Raw genomic sequence first — 23790 nt, 5'->3', positions numbered from 1 at the left:
GGTCCGAAGCCCCGACTCGACCGGTCACGAGGCCCGACTCAACCTGGTCTGGAGGCCGGAGGCGCGCTGCGCCTGGCGGGTGACGGCCGCGCGGACCGACTCGGGGGTCCCGACGATGCGGACCCGCTCCTGGGCGCGGGTGACGGCGGTGTAGAAGAGCTCGCGGGTGAGCAGCGGCGAGTCCTCGGGCGGGAGCAGGACCGTGACGGCGCGGGCCTGGCTGCCCTGGCTCTTGTGGACCGTCATCGCGTGGAGGGTCTCGATGTCGCCCAGCCGGGAGGGGGCGTAGGAGGTCAGCCTCGCGCCCGAGATGATCGCCCGGAGGTCGCCGCCGGGCTCCTGCACGACGACGCCGGTGTCGCCGTTGAACAGCCCGAGGCCGTAGTCGTTGGCGGTGACGAGGATCGGCCGGCCGGCGTACCACTCGTGGCCCCAGCTCGCGCCCACCGGTGAGGCGGTCGCCTCCCCGAGCCAGCGCTCGACCTGCCGGTTCCAGTGCTGGGCGCCCCAGGGGCCCTCGCGATGGGCACAGAGGAGGCGATGGGCGTCGGCGGAGCGTACGGCGGCGTCCGGGTCGCCAATGAGCGCCGCCTCGCGCACGGCGACGGCGTGGGCGGTGAGGTCGGCCTCGACCCGCGCCATCGCCGCCACGTCGTCGGGGTCAACGAGCTCGACGCTCGGGTCGTCAGAGCCGAGGATGCCGAGGGCTGCGTCGGCGTCGCCGGACCGCAGCGCCGCGGCGAGGTCGCCGATGGCGCCGTGGAAGCGGTGGGCCGTGCGCAGCGCCGCGATCGCCGTCGGGGCGCGGGTCGCGAGGCCCTTGACCAGGTCGGAGAGAACCGCGCCGGCCTCGACCGAGGCGAGCTGGTCGGGATCGCCGACGAGGACCAGCCGGGCCTCGGGTCGGACCGCCTCGAGCAGGCGCGCCATCATCGTCAGCGACACCATCGAGGTCTCGTCGACGACGATCACGTCGTGGGGCAGCTTGTTGCGGCGGTGGTGCTTGAACCGGGTGGAGGAGCCGGGCCGCCAGCCGAGCAGCCGGTGGAGGGTGCTCGCGGTCAGCCCGGCGAGCCGCTCCCGGTCGGCGTCGGTGAACCGGCCGGCCCTCTGCGCCTCCTCCACCGCCTCCTGCAGCCGCGCGGCGGCCTTGCCGGTCGGCGCGGTCAGCGCGATCCGGAGCCGCGAGTCGGCCTGCTCGGTGAGCAGTGCCAGCAGGCCGGCGACGGTGGTCGTCTTCCCGGTGCCGGGGCCGCCGGTGAGGACGGTCGTCCACTGCGTCGCGGCGGCCGTGGCGGCGGCCCGCTGCTCGGCGTACCCCTCCCCCGGGAAGAGCCGCTCCGCCGTCGCCGCGAGCGCCGTCTCGTCGACCTCCGGTGGTGGGGCGGCGAGCCGGGCGAGCAGGTCGTCGCGGACCTGGCCCTCCTCCCGCCAGTACCGGTCGAGGTAGAGCAGCCCGCCGTCGGTCTGCACCACCGAGTGCTCGTGCAGCGGGCTCGCGGCGACCCGGTCGAGCCATCCGTCGGAGGTCGGCCAGGGCAGGTCGGCGTCGGCCGGGTCGTCGCTCACGCCGTCGAGGTCGACGCAGACCGAGCCCTGCCGGGCGGCGCGGACGGCGAGGGCCACGGCGAGGCGTACGTCGTCGGCCGGCTCGCCCACGAGCTCCGCGGCGCGGGTGGCGACGTGGACGTCGGCTGCCGTCAGGACGCCCGCGGCGTTGAAGTCGGCGAGCAGCCCGGTCGCCCCGCGCGCGTAGCGAGCGTCGCGCGGATCCTCGGTCTCCCAGCGCTCGATCATGCGGCGCCCTCCGTCGTCGAGCCGGCCGATGCGCCGTCCAGCAGGTCGGACAGGGCGAGGGTGAGGGACGCCGGCGGCTGCCACGAGAACACCCCGGTCGGGTGCCCGTCGACAAGCGGCGTCTCCGGACCGCACATCCCGCGCACGTAGAGATAGAGCACCCCGCCGAGGTGGACCTCCGGGTCGTAGCCGGGCAGCCGCCAGCGCAGGAACCGGTGGACGACGACGGAGTAGAGCAGCGCCTGCAGCGGGTAGTGGGAGTGCAGCATGGCCTCGGCCAGCTTGTCCTGGGTGTAGTCCAGCGCGTCGGGCCCGAGGTGGTTGGTCTTGTAGTCGACGACCAGGAAGCGCCCGGTCGGCAGGCGCAGCACGGCGTCGACCGACCCGGAGAGGTAGCCGCGCAGCACCTGGTCGCCGAGGACGGGCTGCTCGAGTCGGTCGGCGTACGCCGCGAGCGGGTCACCGGGCGGGAGGTGCTGCCGGAGCAGCGGCCCGAGGTCGCGCAGCCGGATCTCGGGGCGCTCGCCGCGGCCGGAGGCGTCGCCGCCCGCCAGCGGGAACTCGAAGTCGAGCTCGCGGAGCCGGTCGCGCAGCGGGATCGCCGCGAGCGGGAGCCCGTCGGCCAACGGCCCCAGTGGCGTGCGGTTCAGCGGCAGCAGCCCGTGAGCGAGGGCCTCCGGCTCGGCCGCGATCGGCCACCAGCGCAGCTGCTCGCGCACCTTGTCGAGCAGCTCCTCGCGCAGGTCCGGCGCCTCCGGGTCGGCATGCTCGAGCACGGCGTGGACCAGCGAGCCGAACGTCGCCCCGGCGGGCAGGTCGGCCATCGGCGAGACCACCACGTCGCCCTCGGGCGGCGGCGAAGACTCCGGCTCGGGCTCCGGGGTCGCGTCCGGCTCGTCGTCCTTGCGGGTCTCCTCGGGCTCGCTCGCGACGCCGGGGTGGGCGTCCTCGACGCGGATGAGCCCGGAGTACGACGTACGCCGCCACTCGGTGTCGACGCGGCGGTCGAAGGTCCGCACGGCCAGCTCGCCGGGCGCCGGGGCGGGCAGGTCGGGGACGGCGGCGCCGATCTGCGCGACCTCGGCGGTCGGCCCGCCGAGCTCCTCGATCGAGGCGAAGACCCGGGCGGCGAGGTCGTCGTCGACGGCGTCCACCTCGTCGGGCACCTCGGCGACGTCGGGACCGCGCCCGAACAGCAGCCGGTGGAGCCCGCCGGTCGAGGTGTTGGACGTCGGCGCCCACCACGCGACCACCTGCGACTGGGCCCGGGTGAGCGCGACGTAGAGCTTGCGCAGCTCCTCGCCGAGCTCCTCGGAGCGGTGGCGGGTGGTGTGGTCGGGCCACTGCGCCCCGCCGCCGGACACGTCGAGCGTGCGCAGGCCGGTCGAGGCGTCGTGGAAGAGCGCCGTGGACGGCGTGCGGACGTAGTTGTCGTAGCCGAAGGGGAGGTAGACCACGGGGTACTGCAGGCCCTTGCTGCCGTGCACCGTCACGATCTGCACCGCGGCGGCGTCGGAGTCGAGCCGGCGCGGCCGCTCGAGCGCGGCGGTGCGCCGACGCTCCTCGCGGAACCACTCCAGCAGCGCGGTCAGTCCGAGCGACTCGCGGACGGAGACCTCGTGGAGGAGCTGCCCGAGGTGGCGGAGGTCGGTGAGCAGCCGCTCCCCGTCGGCGAGGCCGAGCACCCGGCTGTTCAGGCCGCGCTCTTCGGCGGCCTCGACGAGCGCCGCGACGGTTCCTGAGGAGGCGAGGGACGAGCCGTCTCGAAGGGCGCCTCGGCCGCGGAGCAGCAGCGCCCAACCGCGGAGCACGTCGGAGACCCGGGCGGTGAGCGCCTCGCCCTCGGCGTCGAGCTGCTCCGGGGTGCAGCCGAGGAAGCAGGTGAGTGCGGCCGCCCGCACGAGGCCGGAGCGGTGCGGCGACTCGAGCGCCTCGAGCAGGGTCAGCCACTGGTCGCCGGCGGGGGTCAGGAAGACGTCGCCGCCGCCGGCCATCACGGCCGGGACGCCGCGGGCGTGCAGCTCCTGCTGGACGAGCAGCCCGTGGTCGCGCGCGGCCACGATGACGGCGACGTCGCCCGCGACCACCGGCCGGCCGCACCAGGTGGCGCCCGAGGCCAGCAGTCCGGCGATGTCGGCGGCGCAGTCGCGGGCGATGAACGAGCGGGCGTCGCCGACCTTGATCAGCTTGCTCTTGGTGAGCCGGAAGCCCGTGCGCGGCACCCGGCGCACCCGGAACGGCGAGGGGTGCGGCGCCCCCGCCAGCCGCGTGCCGGTGTGGTGGGCGGCGACGTCGCGCACCACGATGTCGGCGTCGCCGAGCGCCGCGCCGCGGAGCGGGACGAGGAGCCGCCGGACGAGGTCGCCGTCGCTGCGCCAGTTGGTGCCGAGGGTGGCCCGGGTGTCCGCCGCGCGGGCTGCGGTGAGGTAGGTGAAGACGTCGCCGCTGCGGAAGGCGTAGATCGCCTGCTTGGGATCGCCGATCAGCACCATCGTGGCGTGGCCGCTGAAGGCACGGTCGAGCACCTGCCACTGCACGGGGTCGGTGTCCTGGAACTCGTCGACGAGCACGATCCGCCACCGCTGCCGCATCCGCGCCCGGGCCGGGGCGGCGGGGTCCTCGAGCGCGTCGGCGAGGCGGCTCAGCAGGTCGTCGTAGGACAGCAGGCCGAGCCGCCGCTTGCGCCGCTCGATCTCGGCCCGGACGTCCGCGGCGAAGGTCACCCGCGCGACGGCGACCTGGTCGCGGGGGTCGGCCGGCGCCAGCACGGCCTGCGGGTCGTCGACGGCCTCGCGGGCGAGCGCCAGGGCGTCGTCGCGACCGAAGGGCGGCGGGTCCTGGTCCTGCCCGAACCGGCACAGATAGAGGTCGTCGACCACCTCCACCACCAGCTCGTCGAGCGACTCCACCAGCTCCGCGCCGGCGTCGGTGTCGCCGGCGACCCCGAGCGAGCGCAGCACGAGCTGGCAGAACTGGTGGGTCGTGGCGATCGTCGCCGCGTCGAACGCCGCGAGCGCGTCGGACAGCCGCCGGCGGCGTACGACGACCTCCGACGGCTCCACGTCGAGCAGCTGCCGCAGGACGTCGCTCCCGACGCCCGGGTCGGCGCCGCTCTCGGCGGCCGCGAACGCCCGCTCCGCCTCGACGAGGTGGGCGCGCACCCGGTCGCGGAGCTCCTGGCTGGCTGCGCGCCCGAAGGTGATGACGAGCAGCTCGTCGAGCTCGGCGACCCCCTCGGCGACGTAGCGGGTGACCAGCGCGCCGATCGTGAAGGTCTTGCCGGTGCCGGCGCTCGCCTCGAGCAGCGTCGTCGTGCCGTGGTCCTCCGATCCGGGCAGCGGGCCGCAGACGTCGAAGGGCTGCATCTGGTCCACCGGCTACCAGCTCCCCTGCTCCGCGGTCAGCAGCGGCGACCACAGCCGCATCGCCAGCGCACCGAACCGGGTCTGCTCCCCGGCGTACTCCTCCCCCGCGCGCGGAGCGTCGCCGAGTCCCGGGATGGGCGCCTTGACGCCCCACGCGCGGACCTGCTCGGCGTCGGAGCACTCGCCCGGGAAGCGGCCGTCCTCCCAGTCCCAGCCGGCCTTCACCAGGGCCTCCTCGGGGGTGGCGCGGGTGCGCCGCTGCCTGGCGTAGGCGAGCGAGCACTTCAGCGGCAGCGGCAGCGGCTCGGCGAGGCCCGCGTCGCGGAGCGCCACCAGGTCGCGGAGGACGTCGCCGGCGGTGTGGTCGAGCGGGCCGAGCTGGCTCAGGGAGTACGGCGTGCGCGAGCGGCTGTTGGTCGGCCGGCCGATGGTGTGCGCCGACCAGGCGCGGTCCTCGTCGGACGTGGCGAGGGCGAGGAGCTGGATCCACGACTGCAGCCGGTGGGTGGCGCCGAGACGGCTGTAGGTGACCGGGACGAGCCGGTCGCCGTAGACCTCCGGCACCGTCCCGCGCAGCCGGCGCCCCCCGCCCAGGTCGACGTCGACATCGACGGCGCGGGCGTCCCGCTGGCGCAGCCTGGCGGCCTCGGCGGCGAGTGGCTGCGCCCTCGTGATCACGTCGCGCAGCAGGCGCCAGCCCAGCCAGCCGGGCGGGAGCACGCCGCGTCGCCACTCCTGCTGGCGGGCGAGCTCGGCGTCCATCCCGCGCAGGAGGTCCTGCAGCACGCGGTCGCCGACGGACCACTGCGCGAGGTTGTCGATCTCGACGGGCAGGCCGTCGCTGAGCGGCTCCTCGTCGCGCGGCAGGGCGAGGTCGAGCCGGTCGCGGAAGAAGCCCTTCACCGGCGACTTGAAGAAGGCCAGCAGGTCGTCGAGCGAGACGTCGTCGGCGGGCACCGGCGGGAGCGGGCCGGTGAGCAGGACCGGCGGGGACGTGCGCTCCGCGCGCGCCGCCCGGGCACCCGCGAGCGCCGCCTTGTCGAAGATGAACGGACGGTCCGGCACCAGCGCCCCCGGGGTGAGGTTGCGGCTGTCGAAGGGCTGCAGCGGGTGCCGGACGGTGACCGCCTCGGCCACCCGGCCGCCGCCCGGGACGGTCGCCGTGACGTCGAGGGTGTCGAGGAGCTCTCCGAGGGGCACCGCGGGCGGCCGCGGCTGGCCGGAGTACTCATTGGCGCCGGTGTAGGTCACCACGAGCGTCTCGGTCGCCGCGAGGAGCGCGTCGAGGAAGAGCTGACGGTCCTCGCTGCGCAGGTCGCGCTCGCCGGTCATCGGCTCGCGGGCGAGCAGATCGTCGCCGTCCGTGATGCCGACCCGCGGGAAGACCCCGTCGTCGAGGCCGAGCAGGCACACGACCCGGTGGGGCACCGAACGCATCGGCACGAGCGTCGCCACGGTCAGGGTGCCGGTGCGGAAGTTGGCTCGGGTCGGACGGCCTGCCAGTCGGTCCGACAGCATCGCGCGGACGTCGGGCAGGCGCATCTCCGGACCCGTGTCGGACGGGGTCCCCGAGGAGTCTCGAAGGGCGGCCGCCGCCTGGCGGACCGCGCCGAGCTCGCGCTGCACCTGGCCGCTCTGCCAGCTGTCGGCGGGAGCTGTCCAGGTCAGGTCGGCGATGCCGTCCTCGAGGACGGTCAGCCAGTGGTCGAGCGGGTGGCTGCCGACCAGCCGGTCGGTGACCTCCTGCAGCCGGTGGACGAACTCCGTCAGCCGGCCGGCCAGCTCGACCTCCCCGCTGCCGACGTCGTCGAGCGGCAGGGTCTTGTCGAGCCACGTGCCGGTGTCCTCCGACATCGCGACCCCGGCGAGCAGCCGGTCGAGCCCGAACTGCCAGGTGTTGGCGACGTAGTCCTCGAGGCCGAACTCGCGGCGGTGCTCGGCGTCGAAGCCCCACCGGATGCCTGCCTCGCCCGCCCAGTCGGCGAGCTGCTGGAGGTCGTCGTCGCGGAACCCGAACCGGCGGCGGCAGGGCTCGAGGTGGGCGAGGTCGAGCACCTCACCCACCCCCGCGCGGCCACCCGCGAGGTCCAGCAGCCGGGTGGCCACCGCGAGCAGCGGGTTGGTGCGGTCGAGCGCCCGGTCGGCGAGGCGGACGCGCAGCCGGTGGGCCGGGTGGCCGTCGTCGCCGACGACGTCGCCGAGGCCGAAGCCGGCGGCGATCAGCGGCGCGTAGCTCTCGATGTCGGGACACATGACGAGCACGTCGCGCGGCTCGAGGGTGGGGTCGTCGTCGAGCAGGCCGAGCAGCACCTCGCGGAGCACGTCGACCTGCCGGGCGGCGCCGTGGCAGGCGTGGACCTGCACCGAGCGGTCCTTCGGGTCGAGGACGCGCGTGGCCGCGGCGCCTGTGGCGTTGGCGCGGAGGTCGGACTGGAGCCAGCCGAGGAGCGTGCCGGGCGCCTCGACCGAGCCGGCCTCCGGCTCGTCGACGAGATCGAGGCCCGCGAGCGTGCGCTGCAGCTCCCGGGTGTCGCGGCCGAGGGTCGCGAGCAGCGGGTGTCCGACCCTGTCGTGGGAGCGGTCCTCGGCCCGCGCCACCGGGTCGCGGAGGTCGGTCAGCGCGTCCCAGAGGACGGCCGACGGGTGGGGCAGCCACAGGTGGACCTCGCGCTGGACCCCGAGCGCCCCGAGGAGCTCGACCTCGGTCGCCGGCAGCCGGGTGTGACCGAAGAGGGAGAGCCGCTCGGGCAGCTCGAACTCCTCGGCCGCCTCCCGCAGCCGCTCGAGGGTCGCGGCGTGACGCTCGTGGGGCCCGGGCGCGTCCACCCGCCCGGCGAGCGCCCGCCACAGGGGCGGCTGCCAGGCGAGGTCGTCGGGCACGGGACGGCCACAGCCGTCGGTGTCGCGCCCCGCCGCCCAGTCGGCGACGACCGAGGGCCGCTGGACGGCGTACGACGCGAACAGCCTGGCCAGCCTGCGCGCGACGGCGAACCGGCGGCCGCGGCGCAGGTCGACCTCCTTCGGGTCGGACAGCCCCTGGCCGAGGTGGCGGGCGAGCGGGACCGCCCACGGCTCCTCGAGCGAGTCGTCGATGGCGGCGAGCAGCGGCCAGACCAGCGAGTCGGGTGACCACGGATCCTCGTCGCGGGTCCCGACGATCTCGGAGAACAGCGACCACGGGGACCGGAAGTCGACGCCGGCGCAGAGCCCGTCGCCGCGGCCCGGCGACGTGCCGAGGCGGTGGGACAGACGCTGCGAGAGCCACCGCTCCACGCCCTTGGCCGGCACCACCACGACCTCGGTCGCGAACGGGTCGGCCAGCGGCGCCGCTAGCAGCCCGCCGAGGGCGTCGGCGAGCAGGTCGGTCCGCGGGGCGCGGTGGAGATGGACGGGCACGAGCCCGAACCTAGCGGGCGGCGCCGACACCGGCCGACCCCGACGCCCGCCCATCCCGACCCCGCGACGACGCCGGCGGCTCAGAGGGTGACGCGGTAGATCCGGTCGTCGCCCGGGCCGGGGCTGTCGCGGCCGTCGCGGTGGGACGTTCCGACCCAGAGCGACCCGTCGGGCGCGGCGGCGACCAGACGGAGTCGGCCGTGGCCGTCGAGGTAGCGCTGCGTCTTCCCCGAGTCGAGGTCGACCGACCACACGCACTCGCCCTGCAGCGCGCCGAGCCACGCCCGGCCGCGGGTGATCGCGATGCCGGAGGGCGAGCACTCGGACGTCGGCCACTGCGCCAGCGGGTCGTGGTAGCCGCCGCCGGCACCCTCGACGTACGGCCACCCGTAGTTGTCGCCCTTCACGATCCGGTTCAGCTCGTCGTACGCCTTGTCGCCGAACTCGCTCGCCCACAGCTGCCCGCCGGCGTCGAGCGCAAGCCCCTCGACGTTGCGATGACCGTAGGTCCAGACCTCGTTGCCGAACGGGTTGTCGGGAGGTACGCCGCCGGTGTCGGTGATCCTCAGGATCTTGCCGTTCAGGCTGCCCTTGTCCTGGGCGTCGTCGGAGTTCTCGGCATCGCCCGTGGAGACGAACAGGTGCCCGTCGGTGGCGAACCGCAGGCCGCCGCCGTTGTGGTGCAGCGAGGTGTTGATGCCGGTGAGGATCGGCTCGGGGTCGCCGAGCCGGCCGCCGGAGCCGCGCAGCATGAGCCGCATGCGCACGACGCGGTTGTCCTCGTCGGTGGTGTGGTAGGCGTACAGCCACGGCTTCCGTGGGTAGTCCGGGTGCAGGGCGAGCCCGAGCAGGCCACCCTCGCCGCCCGAGTCGACGGTCGTGACGACACCGGGGACGGTGCCGACGACCGACGTACGCCGGCCGCCGATCCGTACGATCTCGAAGCTGTCGCGGCACGACACCAGCGCGCTGCCGTCGGGCAGGAACGCGATCCCCCACGGGACCGCGAGGTCCTGGGCGAGGGTCCGCGCGATCGCCGGCCTCGGCGGTCCCTGGTCGGTCGGCGACGCGGACGGGCTCTCGCTCGCGCTCGCGGTCTGGCTCGGGCTCGCGGACCGGCTCGGGGACTGCGTCGACGGGGACGCCGAGGGGGAGGTGGAGCGGGAGGACCCCGACGACGGTGAGCCGTCGTCGCCGGCCCCGCACGCGGCGAGCCCGGCCAGCGGCGCGACCGCCGCCGCCCGCAGCAGCACCCGCCGGTCGAGGGGCATGCCCCTCACGGTAGCGAGGTGGTGGGAACGCTCAGTCGTGCGACTCGTCGTACTCCTCGTCCTCCTCGTCGGCCGCGCGGATCTCGCGGTCGAGGTCGCGCACGGCCTCGGGCTTCCCGTGGAAGCGGCGGTAGGAGTAGACGAGCAGGGCCAGGGCGATGAGCGCGGAGAGGATGAGGGTGATGCCGGTCCAGGCGCCGCCGAGGAGCCAGTACTCCGGCCCGATCGGCCACCAGTCCGGCGCGGGCGGCTGGACGGTCCAGACGATCCCGAAGCCGAGGATGCCGAGCGCGATCACCGTCGAGAGGGTGATCCGCGGCCAGGTCTCCACGCTCTCCGCGGCGCCGCGCAGCGCCCGCAGCCGGACCGGCTGGAGGCGGCGCTCGGCCCACTCGTACTGCTGCGAGAGCAGCACCAGCCCCGCGAAGATCATGAGCAGCCCCGGGCCGGGCAGGACCAGCGCGGCGATGCCGGCGAGCACGAGCAGCCAGCCGACGCCCTCGAGCAGCAGCCTCCGCACCGCCGGTCCCCCCGGGAGTCTCATGGCACGAGAGTGCCAGAGACCCGGGGCTGACCACCGGGCGCCCGGTCCTGAGAGCCATCACTCCGGGCGCCCGGGGCGTCCTCAGCGGAGGTGGTGCACCTCCTGCAGCCGGTAGACGGGCGTGGGGATGCCCTCGTACCTCGCCTTGAGCTGCAGCGCCAGGTAGAGCGAGTAGTGCCGCGACTGGTGCAGGTTGCCGCCGTGGAACCACAGCGCCTCCTGCTGCGTCGGCTTCCACATGTTGCGCTGCTCGCCCTCCCACGGCCCCGGGTCCTTCGTGGTGTCGGAGCCGAGTCCCCAGACCTTGCCGACCTTGTCGGCGACCTCCTGGCTGATCAGGTCGGCGGCCCAGCCGTTCATCGAGCCGTAGCCGGTCGCGTAGACCACCAGATCGGCGGGGAGCTCGGTGCCGTCCTCGAGGACCACCGAGTCCTCGGTGAGGTGGTCGACCTGGCCGTGGGCGAGCTCGACCTCGCCGTTCGCCACCAGGTCGGCGGCGCCGACGTCGATGTAGTAGCCCGACCCCCGGCGGAGGTACTTCATGAACAACCCCGACCCGTCGTCGCCCCAGTCGTGCCAGAAGCCCGCCTTCTCGAGCCGGTCGTAGAAGTCCTTGTCACGCTCGGCCATCTGCTCGTACAGCGGGACCTGGAACTCGTGCATGATCCGGTACGGCAGCGACGCGAAGATCATGTCCGCCTTCTCCGTCGTCACGCCGGAGGCGACCGCGCGCTCGGAGTAGAGGTCGCCGAGGCCGATGTCCATCAGCGAGTCGCTCTTGACGATGTGGGTCGAGGAGCGCTGCACCATGGTCACGTCGGCGCCGTGCTCCCACAGCGCACCGCAGATGTCGAAGGCCGAGTTGTTCGACCCGATGACGACGGCCCGCTTGCCGGCGTACGCATCGGGCCCGGGGTGCTGCGACGAGTGGTGCTGGTCGCCCTTGAAGACGTCCATCCCGGGGAAGTCCGGGATGTTCGGCTTCCCCGACATCCCGGTCGCGAGGACGAGCTGGGTCGGCCTCAGCACGAGCTTGTCGCCGTCCCTCTCGACCTCGACGGTCCACTCGCCGCGCTCCGGGGAGTACGACGCCTTCGTGGCCGTCGTCGACGACCAGTAGGGCACCTCCATGATGCGCGTGTAGGACTCCAGCCAGTCGCCGATCTTGTCCTTGGGCGCGAACACCGGCCAGTTGTCCGGGAACTTGAGATAGGGCAGGTGGTCGTACCACACCGGGTCGTGGAGGCAGAGCGACTTGTAGCGGCCGCGCCACTGGTCGCCGGGGCGGGCGTGCTTGTCGATGACCAGCGCCGGTACGCCGAGCTGCCGCAGCCGCGCGCCGAGCGCGATCCCGCCCTGGCCGCCGCCGACCACGAGCACGTACGGCTGCTCGGTCAGGCCCAGCGTCTCCGCCTCCTGCTGCCGCTTCTCCGCCCAGGTCTGCCGGTGCCGGTCGATCCCGTGCTGCGCGCCCTTGGGCCGGCGTACGCCGCGCGGCTCCTCGTGGCCGGTGATCTCCTGGAGCGTGGTCAGCATGGTCCAGGCCTTCTGCTCACCGTCCTCCTCGACCAGCCTCACCAGCCCGTGGCCGCGGCCCACCGAGGTCTCGAAGTCGAACCACGCCGTCGTCACCCCGTCGGCGGTCTCGGCCGGCTCGGTCAGCGTGAAGCCGTGCGGGTCGACGCGGTCGAGGGTGTTCTCCAGCAGGTCGGTGACCCCGGCCGGGTCCTCGACGGTGGTGATGTTCCAGGAGAAGGAGACCAGGTCCCGCCAGAAGCTGCGGGTGGCGAACATCCCGGCGGCGGCCGGGATGTCGCGGGCGGCCAGCGCCGCCTCGAAGTCGGCGAACCAGGTCTCGGCCGGACCGGTCGTGGTCGGCTGCTCGAGTGTCTGCGTCATACCCACCAGCAGACCGCTCGCGCGCGCCCGCACGGAAGGGTTGCAACGGGTTGCATGTGGCGCTGGTCACAAGGCCCGGCCTACCCTCGACGGCAGGAGGGCCATCGATGGTGACGAGCGGGACGACCGGGGCGGGCGGCTTCGCCGCCGTGCTGCCGGGGACCGACCTGGGCCAGCACGCCCGCGCCCTGGTCCGCGTGCACGACGCGGTCCTGTCCGGCCGCCGCCCGCCCGAGCGGCCGCGCACACTGGTGGCCCGCTCCTGGCAGCGGGTCCTCGGGATGGGACTCGACCCGGACAGCACGAACGGCCGGGGTACGCCGTCTCCGGCGGAGGTCGTACGCCGCCGGGAGGCCTCGCCGCTGGCGCTCGTGATCGACGACCTGCGCGCCGTGCTGACCTCGGCGGCCGACGCGGCGACGTACCTCATGGTCATCACCGACGCCGACGGCGTGGTGCTGTGGCGCGAGGGGTCGGCACGGGTGCGGATGACCGCGGACAGGCTCGGCTTCACCGAGGGTGCGCTGTGGACCGAGGGCGCCGTCGGGACGAACGCGATCGGCACCGCGCTCGCCGAGGCCGCGCCGGTGGAGCTCTTCTCCGCGGAGCACTTCGAGCACAAGCAGCACCCGTGGTACTGCACCGCGGCGCCGATCCACGACCCGCGCACCGGCGAGCTGCTGGGCGTCGTCGACGTCAGCGGGCCGGCGCTCACACTGCACCCCGCGCTCGGTGCCCTCGTCGAGAGCGCGGTGAGGCTGGCGGAGCTGTCGCTGTGGCGGCGGCACCAGGCCCGGCTCGAGCGACTCCGGCGGGAGACCGAGCACGTGGTGTCCGGCGTACGCGGGCCGCTGCTCGTCGTCGACGACCACGGCTGGGTGGCCCACCACGAGGGGATCGCCGCCCGCGACCGGATCGAGGTGCCGCGGCCGGACCGCCCGCTGGCCGTCCCCGGTCTCGGGCTGTGCCTCCCCGAGCGGCTCACCGACCGCGGCTGGCTGGTCCGGCCACGGTCCGCGCCTACCGTCCTCACCGCCGTGCTCGACCTCACCGGGCAGCCGACCGGCCAGCCTGTCCTCGAGGTCGCCTCCGGAGCCGGCCCGTGGCGTACGACGCTCACCCGCCGGCACGCCGAGATCCTCCACCTCCTCCACCGCGCAGGCCGCGACGGCCTCACCGCCCGCCAGCTCAGCGCCGCCGTCTTCGGCGACACCGACCACGTCGTCACCGTCCGCGCCGAGGTCTCCCGGCTGCGCCGCGTCGTCGGTGCCCTCGTCGCCACCGGGCCCTACCGGCTGGCGGATGGCGTGTCGCTGACGGTGGCGGCGGGGTAGTCGGGGCTCGGGTTTCGGCTCAGGTTTCCCCGGCTGACCGGGGAAATCCGACCTTGTGGGGTGTTCAGACAGCCCACAACATCAGGTTTCCCCGGCCGACCGGGGAAACCTCAATCGGCTCCGCCCGGCCCGGCCCAGCCTGCGCCCCTACCGGTAGCAGTACGAGTCCGACGAGGCGTCGCCGCCCTGGAGTCGGGTCTGGTGGGGCCGCAGGCCGCGGAAGTCGTCGCCGTGCGGGAAGAACCGCGGGTCGACCCCGAGACCGCCGGAGTCGCCGACGTCGAGCTTGGCCATCCAGGCGCCGACCCCCTCGGGATAGAACTGGTCGTCCCACGAACCGTAGAGGGAGTTGGTGACGTAGACCCGGCGGCCGTCGCGGCTGACCTCGACCATCTGGGGACCGCCCGAGAGCGGCAGGTCGGGTACGGCGGGGTGCGCGACATGGCCGCCGATGCCGCCGAGGCGGACCGAGCCGGTCTCGACCGGGTGCGCGGGGTCGGAGACGTCGTACTGCTTGAGCTCGCCGGTCCCCCAGCACGACACGTAGAGGAAGCGGTCGTCGACGGAGAGGTCGATGTCGCTGACGAGCGGCGGGATCGCCCCGAACGGCGCGATGACCGGCGGCAGCTCGACGCCCTCGGGCGGCGCCTCGGCCGGGATCGTGATGACCTTCTCGACCTTCCACTCCCCGCTCGCCTCGTCGAGGAACCACCGCCACACCGACGCGGAGAGGTCCTCGGTCGACACGACGACGCCGAGGAATCCCCAGGTCGCCTCGGGGTCGTGGGAGGGCCGCAGCTCGAGGGTCATCTGGTACTGCTCGCCGAGGTCGACCCGCTGCAGGTGCTTGCCCGCGGCGAGGTCCCAGAAGTGGATCGCGTGGCCGTACTTGTTGCCGAGCAGCAGGTCGGCGCGGACGCCGTCCTCGATCATGTCCGGCGTGCCCCACTCGCTGGAGATCAGCACGTTGCGGTTGAGGTGCCACCAGGCGTCGTACGCGAACTGCTGCGGCCCGCGGTCGGTCTCCCAGGCGCGCTGGACGTCGAACGTGTCGTGGTCGAGCAGCGCGATGCCACCCGGGCCGGTGCCGTCGGCGCTGCCGAGGCACGTCATGAAGACGCCGTCAGGCCCGCAGTGCAGCGTGTGCGGGCGGGAGTAGCCGGCCTTCTCCGCCAGCTCGGCGGCCGGGACGGTCTTCACCAGCTGCGGCGAGGACGGGTCCGGCTGGGTGTCGTACACGTAGAGCTCGGAGGACCGCAGGCCCGGCACCAGCAGGTAGCGCCGCTGCAGTCCGTCCTCCCCGTGCCCGTTGGAGTGGTGGTGCCCCTCGTGCTTGAGCGCGCTGCTGCAGGCGTTCCAGCCGAAGTGGTGGAGCTCGCCGCCGCGGCCGGGGGTGTCGGCCCAGCCGACCACCTGGCCGTACGACGGCGACGAGTCGTCCACGTCGATGACGGTGAGCGCGTCGGGCTGCTCGCCGGCGCGGTCGAAGGCGACGACGTAGGCCAGCGTCTCGACGGGCGCGGCCGCGGCGTCGCGGGCGGAGCGGTAGAAGGTGGGGTCGGCGGTAACCATGGTCAGCTCCTCGAAAGTCGACTGGCGTGCTGGACCAACGGGTCGATCGTGCCACTCCGCGACCGGGACCGGGAGGGCCTCATGCACCAGATCGGGGATGGGCGAGGATGGCGCCCATGACGTACGCACCGGACCCGACCCGCTACGACTCGATGACCTACCGCCGCACCGGACGCAGCGGTCTCGACCTCCCGGCCGTCAGCCTCGGGCTGTGGCACAACTTCGGCGACGACGTCCCGTTCGAGCGGCAGGCGGCGATCCTGCGGACGGCGTTCGACGCGGGGATCACGCACTTCGATCTGGCCAACAACTACGGCCCGCCGTACGGCGCGGCGGAGCAGAACTTCGGCCGCCACCTGCGCAAGGACTTCAAGGGGCTGCGCGACGAGCTGGTCATCTCGAGCAAGGCCGGGTGGGACATGTGGCCCGGCCCGTACGGCGACATCGGCGGCTCGCGGAAGTATCTCGTCGCCTCGCTCGACCAGTCCCTCGCGCGGATGGGCCTCGACTACGTCGACATCTTCTACCACCACCGCCCCGACCCGCGGACGCCGCTCGAGGAGACGATGGGCGCCCTCGACCACATCGTCCGATCCGGCAAGGCGCTGTACGTCGGGATCAGCTCCTACTCCTCCGACTTGGCCCGCCGGGCCGCCGGCATCCTCGACGAGCTCGGCACGCCGCTTCTCATCCACCAGCCGTCGTACTCCATGCTCAACCGCTGGATCGAGACCGACGGGCTCCTCGACACCCTCGAGGACCTCGGCGCGGGGTGCATCGCGTTCTCCCCGCTGGCGCAGGGGATGCTCACGAGCAAGTACCTCGGCGGCATCCCCGAGGGCTCCCGCGCCGCGCAGGACAAGTCGCTGTCGACCGACCTGCTGAGCGAGCACGCCATCACCCACATCCGCGCGCTCAACGACCTCGCCGCCGGCCGCGGCCAGACGCTCGCCCAGATGGCGCTCGCCTGGGCGCTGCGCGACCCGCGGCTCACCTCGGTCCTCATCGGCGCCTCCCGGCCCGAGCAGGTCACCGACTGCGTCGGCGCGCTCGACAACCTCGCCTTCACCGACGAGGAGCTGGCCGCCATCGACCAGCACGCCGTCGCTGCGTCGACCGGGGGCGGCATCGACCTGTGGAAGACCGCGCGCACCGAGGGCGACGAGGCGGGCCTCCGGATCTAGACGTCGAAGCGGGTGCCCTCGGGCTTGGGGCCGGTCGCCCACCAGACGATCAGGATGATCCAGCCGATGATCGGGATGATCCCGAGCAGCTGCCACCAGCCCGAGCGGTTCACGTCGTGGAGCCGGCGGGCGCCGAGGGCGAGCGACGGCACGATGGTCGCGAGGCTGTAGATCCCACCGAGGATGGTCAGCGCCTCGCTGTTGGTGAGGTTGACGACCGCCGAGATGATCGCGTTGACCAGGTAGACCCACCAGAACTCCGAGCGGCTCGCGCGGCCGGAGAAGACGGCGTACTTCTTCCAGAACCGGACGTACGCCGTGCCGATCGACGCGCCACGCAGCGGCTGGCTGAGCGGGTCGACGGGGGGCGGGGTGCCGTAGGGGGTGCCGGAGGGCTCGCCGTACGGATTGCTGCCGTAGTAGTTGGCCATGATCGGCCAGCCTAGGGCCCGGCGGCGTACGACGGGAGCCCTCCGGCTCAGGCGCGCCGCCAGAAGTCCAGCGGATCGCGTCCGGGGCGGAAGCCGGCGGCCTCGGCGACCCGGACGGCGTCGCGGAAGCCATGCGCGAGTACGTCGGGCCGGTGGGCGTCGCTGGCGAAGCTGACCGCCTCCCCGCCGACGTCGTGCCACCAGTCGAGGATCAGCGGGTGCAGCGGGACGCGGGTGTTGAACTCGAGGACCCGGCCGGTGCCGGCGAGGACGCGCAGGACGTGGCGGTACTCCTCCTCGCAGATCCGTGGGTCGAAGAGCTCCTTGTCCCAGCTCCTGCCGTCGGGCGTCGGCCACCGCCGGGCGGGATAGTCGATGTGGGCGAGCACCTGGAAGCCGTCGAAGGCGGTGATCATCTTCTCGGTCTCGGCCAGGTAGTCGCGGAGCACCTGCTCGGGAGGCTGCGAGGCGTAGAGCGTCGCGAGGTCGGGCCGGCCCTCGATCTCCTGCGCGGAGTGGAGCGAGGCGAGCACCCGCTCGAAGCGGCCGCCGGCGAGGAGCCGCTCGGTCTCCTCGGGATCCCAGTGGGCCTCGCCGATCTCGGCGCCGGTGAGGATCCGGAGCGAGGGGAAGAGGTCGCGGCAGCGCTCGATGCTCGCGAGGTAGCCCTCGACGTCGAGCGGCGCCGACCGCGCGGTGTGGTCGACATGCTCGGTGAAGGCGACGGACGGGAGGCCGATCTCGACCGCGCGGGCGCAGGTGGCCTCCATGTCGCCCTTGCGCGTGTCCCACGACCACTCGCTGTGGACGTGGTTGTCGGCGGGGAGGCTCACGGAGCCCAACCTACCGGAGGGCCCGGCCCGAGGGTGGGGCCGGCCGGTCCCGCCGGACCCCTGCCGATTTTCCTTGACGGCGCTAACTTACCGTCGCTAACTTAGCGCGGGTAACCCAGGCGACAGCCGCTCAGTTCGGGGGACCAACAGTGCTCACCAGACTCGCCGACCTCGGCATCCGCTCTCCGCGCCGCATCCTCGCGCTCGGCCTGATCGTGCTGGTCGTGCTGGGCGCCTTCGGGATCTCCGCGTCCCGTCATCTGCACTCCGGGGGCTTCAACAGCCCCGACTCCGACTCCAGCCGTGCCGCCGACCTCCTCCAGACGAGGTTCCACACCGGCGAGGCGAACCTGATCCTGGAGGTCACCGCGCCCGACGGCGCCGACTCGACGGCGGCCCGCGCCGAGGGCCGTCGCCTCGTGGAGGCGATCGAGCGGTCGCCGTACGCCGACCGGGTCAGCTCGTACTGGACCGCCGGCCGCGCCGGCTCCGCCCTGAGGAGCGACGACGGCAGGTCGGCGCTCGTCGTGGCCACGATCGCCGGCGACGACAGCACGGCCCCCGACCGGGCGCACGACATCGTGGGTCCGCTGCTCGGCGAGCACGACGGTGTCGACGTCCGCGCCGGCGGCTCGACGACGGTCTACCACCAGGTCAACGACCAGACCACCCACGACCTCGCCCGGGCGGAGATGATCGCGATCCCGATCACCGTGGTCGTGCTGATCTGGGTCTTCGGCAGCGTGGTCGCCTCGCTGCTCCCGCTCGCCGTCGGCCTCACCGCGATCGTCGGCACCCTCGCGATCCTGCGCGCCCTCAGCATGGTCACCGACGTGTCGATCTACGCGCTCAACATGACCACCGCGATGGGCCTCGCGCTCGGCATCGACTACAGCCTGCTGATCGTCTACCGCTATCGGGAGCAGCTCCGTGCGGGCGACGAGCCGGCCGCCGCCGTACGCCACACCATGCAGACCGCCGGCCGCGCCGTGCTCTTCTCGGCGCTCACCGTCGCGCTCTCGCTGGCGGCGATGCTGGTCTTCCCGGTCTACTTCCTCCGCTCCTTCGCGTACGCCGGCGTTGCCGTCGTCGTGCTCGCGACGCTGGCCGCACTCGTGCTCCTGCCCGTCCTGCTCACCCTGGTCGGCCCGCGCATCGACGCGCTCGACCTCCGTGCCGGCGTACGCCGCCTGCTCGGCCGGCCGCCACCGCAGCCGTGGGAGGTGGAGCGCAGCTTCTGGTACCGCTTCGCCCGCTGGACGATGAGGTACGCCGTCCCGGTCGGACTCGCGGTGATCGCCCTCCTGGTCGCGGTCGGGCTGCCGTTCCTGCACGCCCGGTTCGGCTACCCCGACGAGCGGGTGCTGCCGTCGACGGCCAGCGCGCACCAGGTCGGCGACAGCATGCGCGAGCGCTATCCGACCAACGCCATCGCCTCGCTCGAGGTCGTCGCGCCCGACGTCAGCTCAGCCCCGGGCGCCCTGGCCGGCTACGCGCGCGACCTGGCCGGACTGCCGGGCGTCACCTCCGTGACGCCCCCCGCACGCTCCGGCGACGCGGCGTACCTCTCCGTCGCCAACCGCTGGGACCCGCGCTCGGACGCGGCGAAGCAGCTCGTCAGGGACGTCCGCGCGACCGACGCCCCCTGGCCGGTGCTCGTCGGCGGGCAGACCGCGACCGACGTCGACAGCGTCGACGTCCTCGGCGAGCGACTGCCGCTCGCGATCGGCTGGATAGCCCTGGCGACCTTCGTCGTGCTCTTCCTCTTCACCGGGAGCCTGCTGCTGCCGCTGAAGGCGCTGGTCCTGAACACGCTGTCGCTGTCAGCGACGTTCGGGGCGATGGTCTTCATCTTCCAGGACGGCCACTGGCCCTGGCTGTTCGGCGACCTGACCACCACCGGCTACCTCGTGCCGACGATGCCGCTGCTCATGTTCTGCGTCGCGTTCGGTCTGTCGATGGACTACGAGGTGTTCCTGCTGTCCAGGATCCGGGAGGAGTGGCTCGCAGGCGGGCGTACGACGGCTGACAACACCCGGGCCGTCGCGCTCGGCCTGGGCCGGACAGGCCGTATCGTCACCGCTGGGGCCCTCCTCATGGCGATCGTCTTCGCGGCGATCGCTGGGTCGAAGGTCTCCTTCATGATGTTGTTCGGGAGCGGACTGGCGATGGCGGTGCTGATGGACGCGACGATCGTGCGCGGCACGCTCGTGCCCGCCTTCATGCGCGTCGCCGGCCGGTGGAACTGGTGGGCACCCGGCCCGCTCGCCCGGCTCCACGACCGGATCGGCCTGCACGAGGGGTCGCCCGCCCCCCGCGAGGGAGAGCCGGTGGCCGGTTGACGCAGGCGAGGCGACGCAGGAGCGTCCGTGGCACGGGCGAGCGTCTCCGCGAGGAGATCATCGAGGCGACGAAGGAGCTGCTGGCCAGGGCGGGCCGCGCCCAGGACGTCTCGGTCCGCGCGGTCGCGGAGGCGGTCGGCGTGACGACGCCCTCGATCTACCTGCACTTCGAGGACAAGGACGCCCTGATGGAGGCGGTCGTCATCGACGTCTTCCGCGAGCTCGACGAGGAGATGATCGCCGCCGCCGAGGGCGTCACCGACCCGCTGGAGCGGCTGCGGTCATACGGCCTGTCGTACGTCCGGTTCGCCCTCGACCACCCCGAGCACTATCGGCTCGCGACGATGGACCCCTCGCTCAAGCCCAAGAAGCAGATCGACGAGATGCTGCGCGAGGCGGCGTTCACGCACCTGAACGCCGCCGTCGCCGACGCCGTCGAGCTCGGCGAGCTGGTCGGCCCGGACACCCTCTCGATCACGTTCGAGCTGTGGGCCGCCGCGCACGGCGTCGCCGCGCTGCTCATCGCCAAGCCCGAGCTGCCCGTCGGCGACCCGATGGCGTTCGCCGACCGGGTCCTCTGCACCACCGCGCTCGGCCACACCATGGCGCCGCCCGACGGGTTCGCCGGGACCTGACGATGATGGTGCGTACGCCGAGTGGCTCTATTCGGCGGCAGCGTCCAGCTTGGCGGCGACCCGGCGGTGCGCCTCCCAGATCTCCTCGGGCAGGCGGTCGAACTGCTTGAGGTGCTCCTCGCGGAAGCCCATCTCCTGGCGCCACCGGTCGATGTCGATGGAGAGGATCGCGTCGAGGTCCTCGGGGCTGATCTCGACGCCCTCGAGGTTGAGCTCCTCCGCCTTCGGGATGACGCCGACCGGGGTGTCGACGCCCTCGACCTCGCCCGCCTTGTACTGCATCAGCCAGAGCAGGGCGCGAAGGTTGTCGCGGTAGCCCGGCCAGCGGAAGTGGCCGTCCTCCGGGTCGCGCTGGAACCAGTTGACGTGGGCGAAGACGGGCCGGTTGGAGGCGCGGCCGATGATGTGGAGCCAGTGCGCGGCGTACTCGCCCTCGGAGTAGGCCATGAAGGGCCGCATCGACATCGGGTCGTAGCGCAGCTGGCCCTCGACGCCCTCGGCGGCGAAGGTCGCCTCGGCGCCGAGCGTCATGCCGTCGTAGACGCCCTCGGCGAGGTCCTCGATGGCGCGGATCAGCGGCTCCCGGTCACGGGTGCGGCCACCGAAGATGATGGCGTCGACCGGGACGCCCTTCGGGTCGTTGAAGTCCTCGGCGGCGTTCGGGACCTGCGCGATGGCGGTCGTGAAACGGCTGTTGGGGTGGGCCCAGGGCTCGTCCTTCTGCTCCGGGGTCCGGTCGGCGATCGGGTCGCCCTTCCAGTCCAGCCAGCCGGTGACGTCCTCGGGCGGATTCTTGGTCTTGCCCTCCCACCAGACCTCCTCGGTCTGCGGGTTGTAGGCGACGTTGGTGAAGATCGCGCCCGAGCCCGGCTTGATCGACTCGATCGCGGTGGGGTTGGTCTTCTCGTTGGTGTCCTTGGCGACGCCGAAGACGCCGTTCTCCGGGTTGAGCGCCCAGATCCGGCCGTCCTCGCCGACCCACAGCCACGCGATGTCGTCGCCGTAGAACTCGACGTAGTAGCGGTCGCCGAGCGCCTCGGGGGCGAGGGTCATCGCGAGGTTCGTCTTGCCGGACGCGGACGGGAAGCCGCCGACCACGTGGTACTTCTTCCCGGTCTCCTTGTCGACGATCCCGAGCAGCAGGAACTGCTCGGCGAGGAACTCCTCGGAGTCCTTGCCGTCGTAGCAGGCCTGGCGCAGGCCGTGGGCGATCTTGCCGAGGAGCGCGTTGCCGCCGTACGACGAGCCGTAGTGCAGGATCGTCCGCTGGTCGGCGACGGTGACGAAGTAGCGCTGGTCGTCGGGGGTGCCCTGGCCGAGGTTCTCCAGGTCGCCGGTCACGTGGACGGCGCGCACGAAGCTGTTGGGATCGGCGATGTTCTCGATGTGCTCGACGCCGACGCGGGCCATCCGGATCATGTGCAGCACGACGGTCCGGGTGTCGGTGAGCTCCACGCCGGCGGCGTACGCCTCCAGCGGGCTGCCCGGGGGCGCCATGAGGTAGGGGACGACGTACATCGTCTTGCCCTTGCTGGCCCCGCGCATCCGCTCGGTCAGCATCGGGACCATCTCCTCGGCGGGGCGCCAGTTGTTGTAGACGCCCTTGTCGGCCGGGTTGCTGGTCGCGACGACCGTGCGCTCCTCGGAGCGGGCGGTGTCCTTCTGGTAGCTCCGCGAGTAGTAGCGACCCTCGCCCGCAGGGAAGAGCTCGCCGGCCTCCAGGGCCTCGGAGATGAGCCGCTCGTCGTCGGCGGCGGTGACGACCTCGACCCTGTCGGCCCCCGTCACCTCAGCCCAGTACGCGACGTACTCGCGCACATGGGGGTTCTTCAGCCCCGCCTCGTCGAGGACCAGGTCAACGTCAACCATTCCGACACCCTTCGAATCTCGTCGATTGCAGGCACGTTACCGGACTTGAAGAACTCTTCAAGTGGGGTACCGTGCACCAGACTGAGTCATAGATCACGACTTGGGACAATGGATCGATCCAAGCGCGAACAGGGGGTCTCGATGCCCGGCAGCGTGCCGCTCTATGAGGCTAAGGCCGAGCTCTTCCGCACTCTCGGGCACCCCACTCGGATCCGGGTCCTGGAGCTTCTGCAGGGTGGCCCGATGCAGGTCCGCGACCTGCTCGCCGAGCTCGACCTGGAGGCCTCGAACCTCTCCCAGCAGCTCGCCGTCCTGCGCCGTGCCGGGCTGGTGACGTCCACCCGCGAGGGGTCGACGGTGCTCTACTCGCTCAGCACTCCGCACCTCGCCTCGCTGCTCGCCGCCGGACGCCACATCCTGGCCGCCAAGCTGCACACCTCCGAGGAGCTCCTGGCGGAGCTCCGCTCCGGCGCGTAGCGGGGTGTGCCAAGGTGTGGGGGTGAGCACCTCCCCACCGGGCGCGGGCGTCCGCGTCGCGCTCTTCGCCACCTGCTTCAACGACACCATGTGGCCGGAGACGCCGAAGGCCGTCGTACGCCTGCTGGAGCGGCTCGGCTGCACGGTCGAGTTCCCGCTCGGGCAGACCTGCTGCGGGCAGATGTTCACGAACACCGGGTACGTCCGGGAGGCGCTGCCGCTGGTGGAGCGGTTCGCCGACGTCTTCGAGGCGTACGACGCGGTGGTGGCGCCGAGCGGCTCGTGTGTGGGGTCGGTGCGGCACCAGCACGCGATGATCGCCCGGACGTGTGGGCAGCCGGCGCTGGAGCAGCGCGCGGAGGCGGGGGCGCGCAAGGTGTACGAGCTGAGCGAGCTCCTCGTCGACGTGCTCGGCCTGACCGACGTGGGGGCCACCTTCCCGCACCGGGTCACCTACCACCCGACCTGCCACTCGCTGCGGATGCTGCGGGTCGGCGACAAGCCGCTGAGGCTGCTGCGCGAGGTACGCGGCATCGACCTCGTCGAGCTGCCGGAGGCCGACTCGTGCTGCGGCTTCGGCGGGACGTTCGCGGTCAAGAACGCCGACACGTCGGTGGCGATGGGCAGCGACAAGGTGCGCAACGTGCGCGCCACCGAGGCCGACGTTCTCGTGGCCGGCGACAACAGCTGCCTCGCCCACATCGGCGGGCTGCTGCACCGGCAGCGGGCCGGCGTGCGCGTGCTCCACCTGGCGGAGGTGCTCGCCAGCACCGAGGCGGACGTGGCCGCGGAGATGGACCGGTCGCGGGTGGCCGACCTGGCGAGGGAGGCGCGGTGACGA

At 73.0% G+C, this 23790-nt stretch carries 16 protein-coding genes; 6 read left to right on the top strand and 10 right to left on the bottom strand.

Features of this window, described 5'->3' with window-relative positions; all coding sequences use genetic code 11:
* Nucleotides 1-24 precede the first annotated feature (24 nt).
* The 6 genes from recD to ABLE53_RS06990 form a co-directional block, all read right to left on the bottom strand.
* Nucleotides 25-1797: an exodeoxyribonuclease V subunit alpha gene (gene recD / locus ABLE53_RS07015; protein WP_348858044.1), complete on the bottom strand. Its 1773-nt coding sequence runs from the start codon at nucleotides 1795-1797 to the stop codon at nucleotides 25-27.
* Nucleotides 1794-5162, bottom strand: a complete 3369-nt coding sequence (locus tag ABLE53_RS07010) for a UvrD-helicase domain-containing protein (RefSeq protein WP_348858848.1) — start codon at nucleotides 5160-5162, stop codon at nucleotides 1794-1796. Before ABLE53_RS07010 ends, recD begins: the two co-directional genes overlap by 4 nt.
* A 12-nt stretch (nucleotides 5163-5174) precedes the next feature.
* Entirely contained in the window at nucleotides 5175-8558 is a 3384-nt protein-coding gene (gene recC / locus ABLE53_RS07005) for an exodeoxyribonuclease V subunit gamma (RefSeq protein ID WP_348858043.1), read from the bottom strand.
* 80 nt (nucleotides 8559-8638) lie between these two features.
* On the bottom strand, nucleotides 8639-9829 hold the full coding sequence (locus tag ABLE53_RS07000) for a PQQ-dependent sugar dehydrogenase (RefSeq protein WP_348858042.1): 1191 nt from the start codon (nucleotides 9827-9829) through the stop codon (nucleotides 8639-8641).
* Nucleotides 9830-9860: 31 nt separating this feature from the next.
* Nucleotides 9861-10373, bottom strand: a complete 513-nt coding sequence (locus tag ABLE53_RS06995; protein WP_348858040.1) for a PGPGW domain-containing protein — start codon at nucleotides 10371-10373, stop codon at nucleotides 9861-9863.
* A gap of 81 nt (nucleotides 10374-10454) precedes the next feature.
* Complete coding sequence (locus ABLE53_RS06990) at nucleotides 10455-12272, bottom strand: flavin-containing monooxygenase (RefSeq protein ID WP_348858039.1); 1818 nt, start codon at nucleotides 12270-12272, stop codon at nucleotides 10455-10457.
* A gap of 107 nt (nucleotides 12273-12379) precedes the next feature.
* On the opposite strand from ABLE53_RS06990, the gene ABLE53_RS06985 reads away from it, so the two are divergent.
* On the top strand, nucleotides 12380-13606 hold the full coding sequence (locus ABLE53_RS06985) for a GAF domain-containing protein (protein ID WP_348858038.1): 1227 nt from the start codon (nucleotides 12380-12382) through the stop codon (nucleotides 13604-13606).
* Nucleotides 13607-13753: 147 nt separating this feature from the next.
* Here ABLE53_RS06985 and ABLE53_RS06980 read toward each other — a convergent pair whose 3' ends face one another.
* The gene (locus ABLE53_RS06980; RefSeq protein WP_348858037.1) at nucleotides 13754-15178 is read right to left on the bottom strand and encodes a selenium-binding protein SBP56-related protein; all 1425 of its coding nucleotides are present in this window, start codon (nucleotides 15176-15178) and stop codon (nucleotides 13754-13756) included.
* 107 nt (nucleotides 15179-15285) lie between these two features.
* Here ABLE53_RS06980 and mgrA point away from each other — a divergent pair, with 107 nt between their 5' ends.
* Nucleotides 15286-16362 carry an L-glyceraldehyde 3-phosphate reductase gene (gene mgrA / locus ABLE53_RS06975; RefSeq protein WP_425474851.1) on the top strand — a complete coding sequence of 359 codons (1077 nt, stop codon included), beginning with the start codon at nucleotides 15286-15288 and terminating at the stop codon, nucleotides 16360-16362.
* On the opposite strand, the gene ABLE53_RS06970 is transcribed toward mgrA, so the two are convergent.
* Both ABLE53_RS06970 and ABLE53_RS06965 read right to left on the bottom strand, forming a co-directional pair.
* Entirely contained in the window at nucleotides 16359-16793 is a 435-nt protein-coding gene (locus ABLE53_RS06970; protein ID WP_348858035.1) for a DUF805 domain-containing protein, read from the bottom strand. The genes mgrA and ABLE53_RS06970 overlap by 4 nt on opposite strands.
* 47 nt (nucleotides 16794-16840) lie before the next feature.
* Nucleotides 16841-17626 carry a PHP domain-containing protein gene (locus ABLE53_RS06965; protein WP_348858034.1) on the bottom strand — a complete coding sequence of 262 codons (786 nt, stop codon included), beginning with the start codon at nucleotides 17624-17626 and terminating at the stop codon, nucleotides 16841-16843.
* A gap of 149 nt (nucleotides 17627-17775) precedes the next feature.
* Here ABLE53_RS06965 and ABLE53_RS06960 point away from each other — a divergent pair, with 149 nt between their 5' ends.
* Nucleotides 17776-19968, top strand: coding sequence for an MMPL family transporter (locus tag ABLE53_RS06960; protein WP_348858033.1), 2193 nt, complete (start codon nucleotides 17776-17778; stop codon nucleotides 19966-19968).
* Nucleotides 19965-20603, top strand: coding sequence for a TetR/AcrR family transcriptional regulator (locus ABLE53_RS06955; RefSeq protein WP_348858032.1), 639 nt, complete (start codon nucleotides 19965-19967; stop codon nucleotides 20601-20603). Before ABLE53_RS06960 ends, ABLE53_RS06955 begins: the two co-directional genes overlap by 4 nt.
* A gap of 27 nt (nucleotides 20604-20630) precedes the next feature.
* Here ABLE53_RS06955 and ABLE53_RS06950 read toward each other — a convergent pair whose 3' ends face one another.
* Nucleotides 20631-22472 (bottom strand): phosphoenolpyruvate carboxykinase (GTP), encoded by a 1842-nt coding sequence (locus ABLE53_RS06950; protein WP_348858031.1) that lies wholly within the window; start codon nucleotides 22470-22472, stop codon nucleotides 20631-20633.
* Between the two features lie 141 nt (nucleotides 22473-22613).
* On the opposite strand from ABLE53_RS06950, the gene ABLE53_RS06945 reads away from it, so the two are divergent.
* Nucleotides 22614-22949: an ArsR/SmtB family transcription factor gene (locus tag ABLE53_RS06945; protein ID WP_348858030.1), complete on the top strand. Its 336-nt coding sequence runs from the start codon at nucleotides 22614-22616 to the stop codon at nucleotides 22947-22949.
* Nucleotides 22950-22965: 16 nt separating this feature from the next.
* Nucleotides 22966-23787 (top strand): (Fe-S)-binding protein, encoded by an 822-nt coding sequence (locus ABLE53_RS06940; RefSeq protein WP_425474850.1) that lies wholly within the window; start codon nucleotides 22966-22968, stop codon nucleotides 23785-23787.
* The last annotated feature ends 3 nt before the right edge of the window (nucleotides 23788-23790 follow it).

Origin of the sequence: Nocardioides asiaticus (assembly GCF_040049175.1) — a bacterium.
Lineage (GTDB): Bacteria > Actinomycetota > Actinomycetes > Propionibacteriales > Nocardioidaceae > Nocardioides > Nocardioides cheoyonin.
Note: the sequence above shows the minus strand (reverse complement) of the source record. Positions and strands in the feature narration are given on the sequence as shown.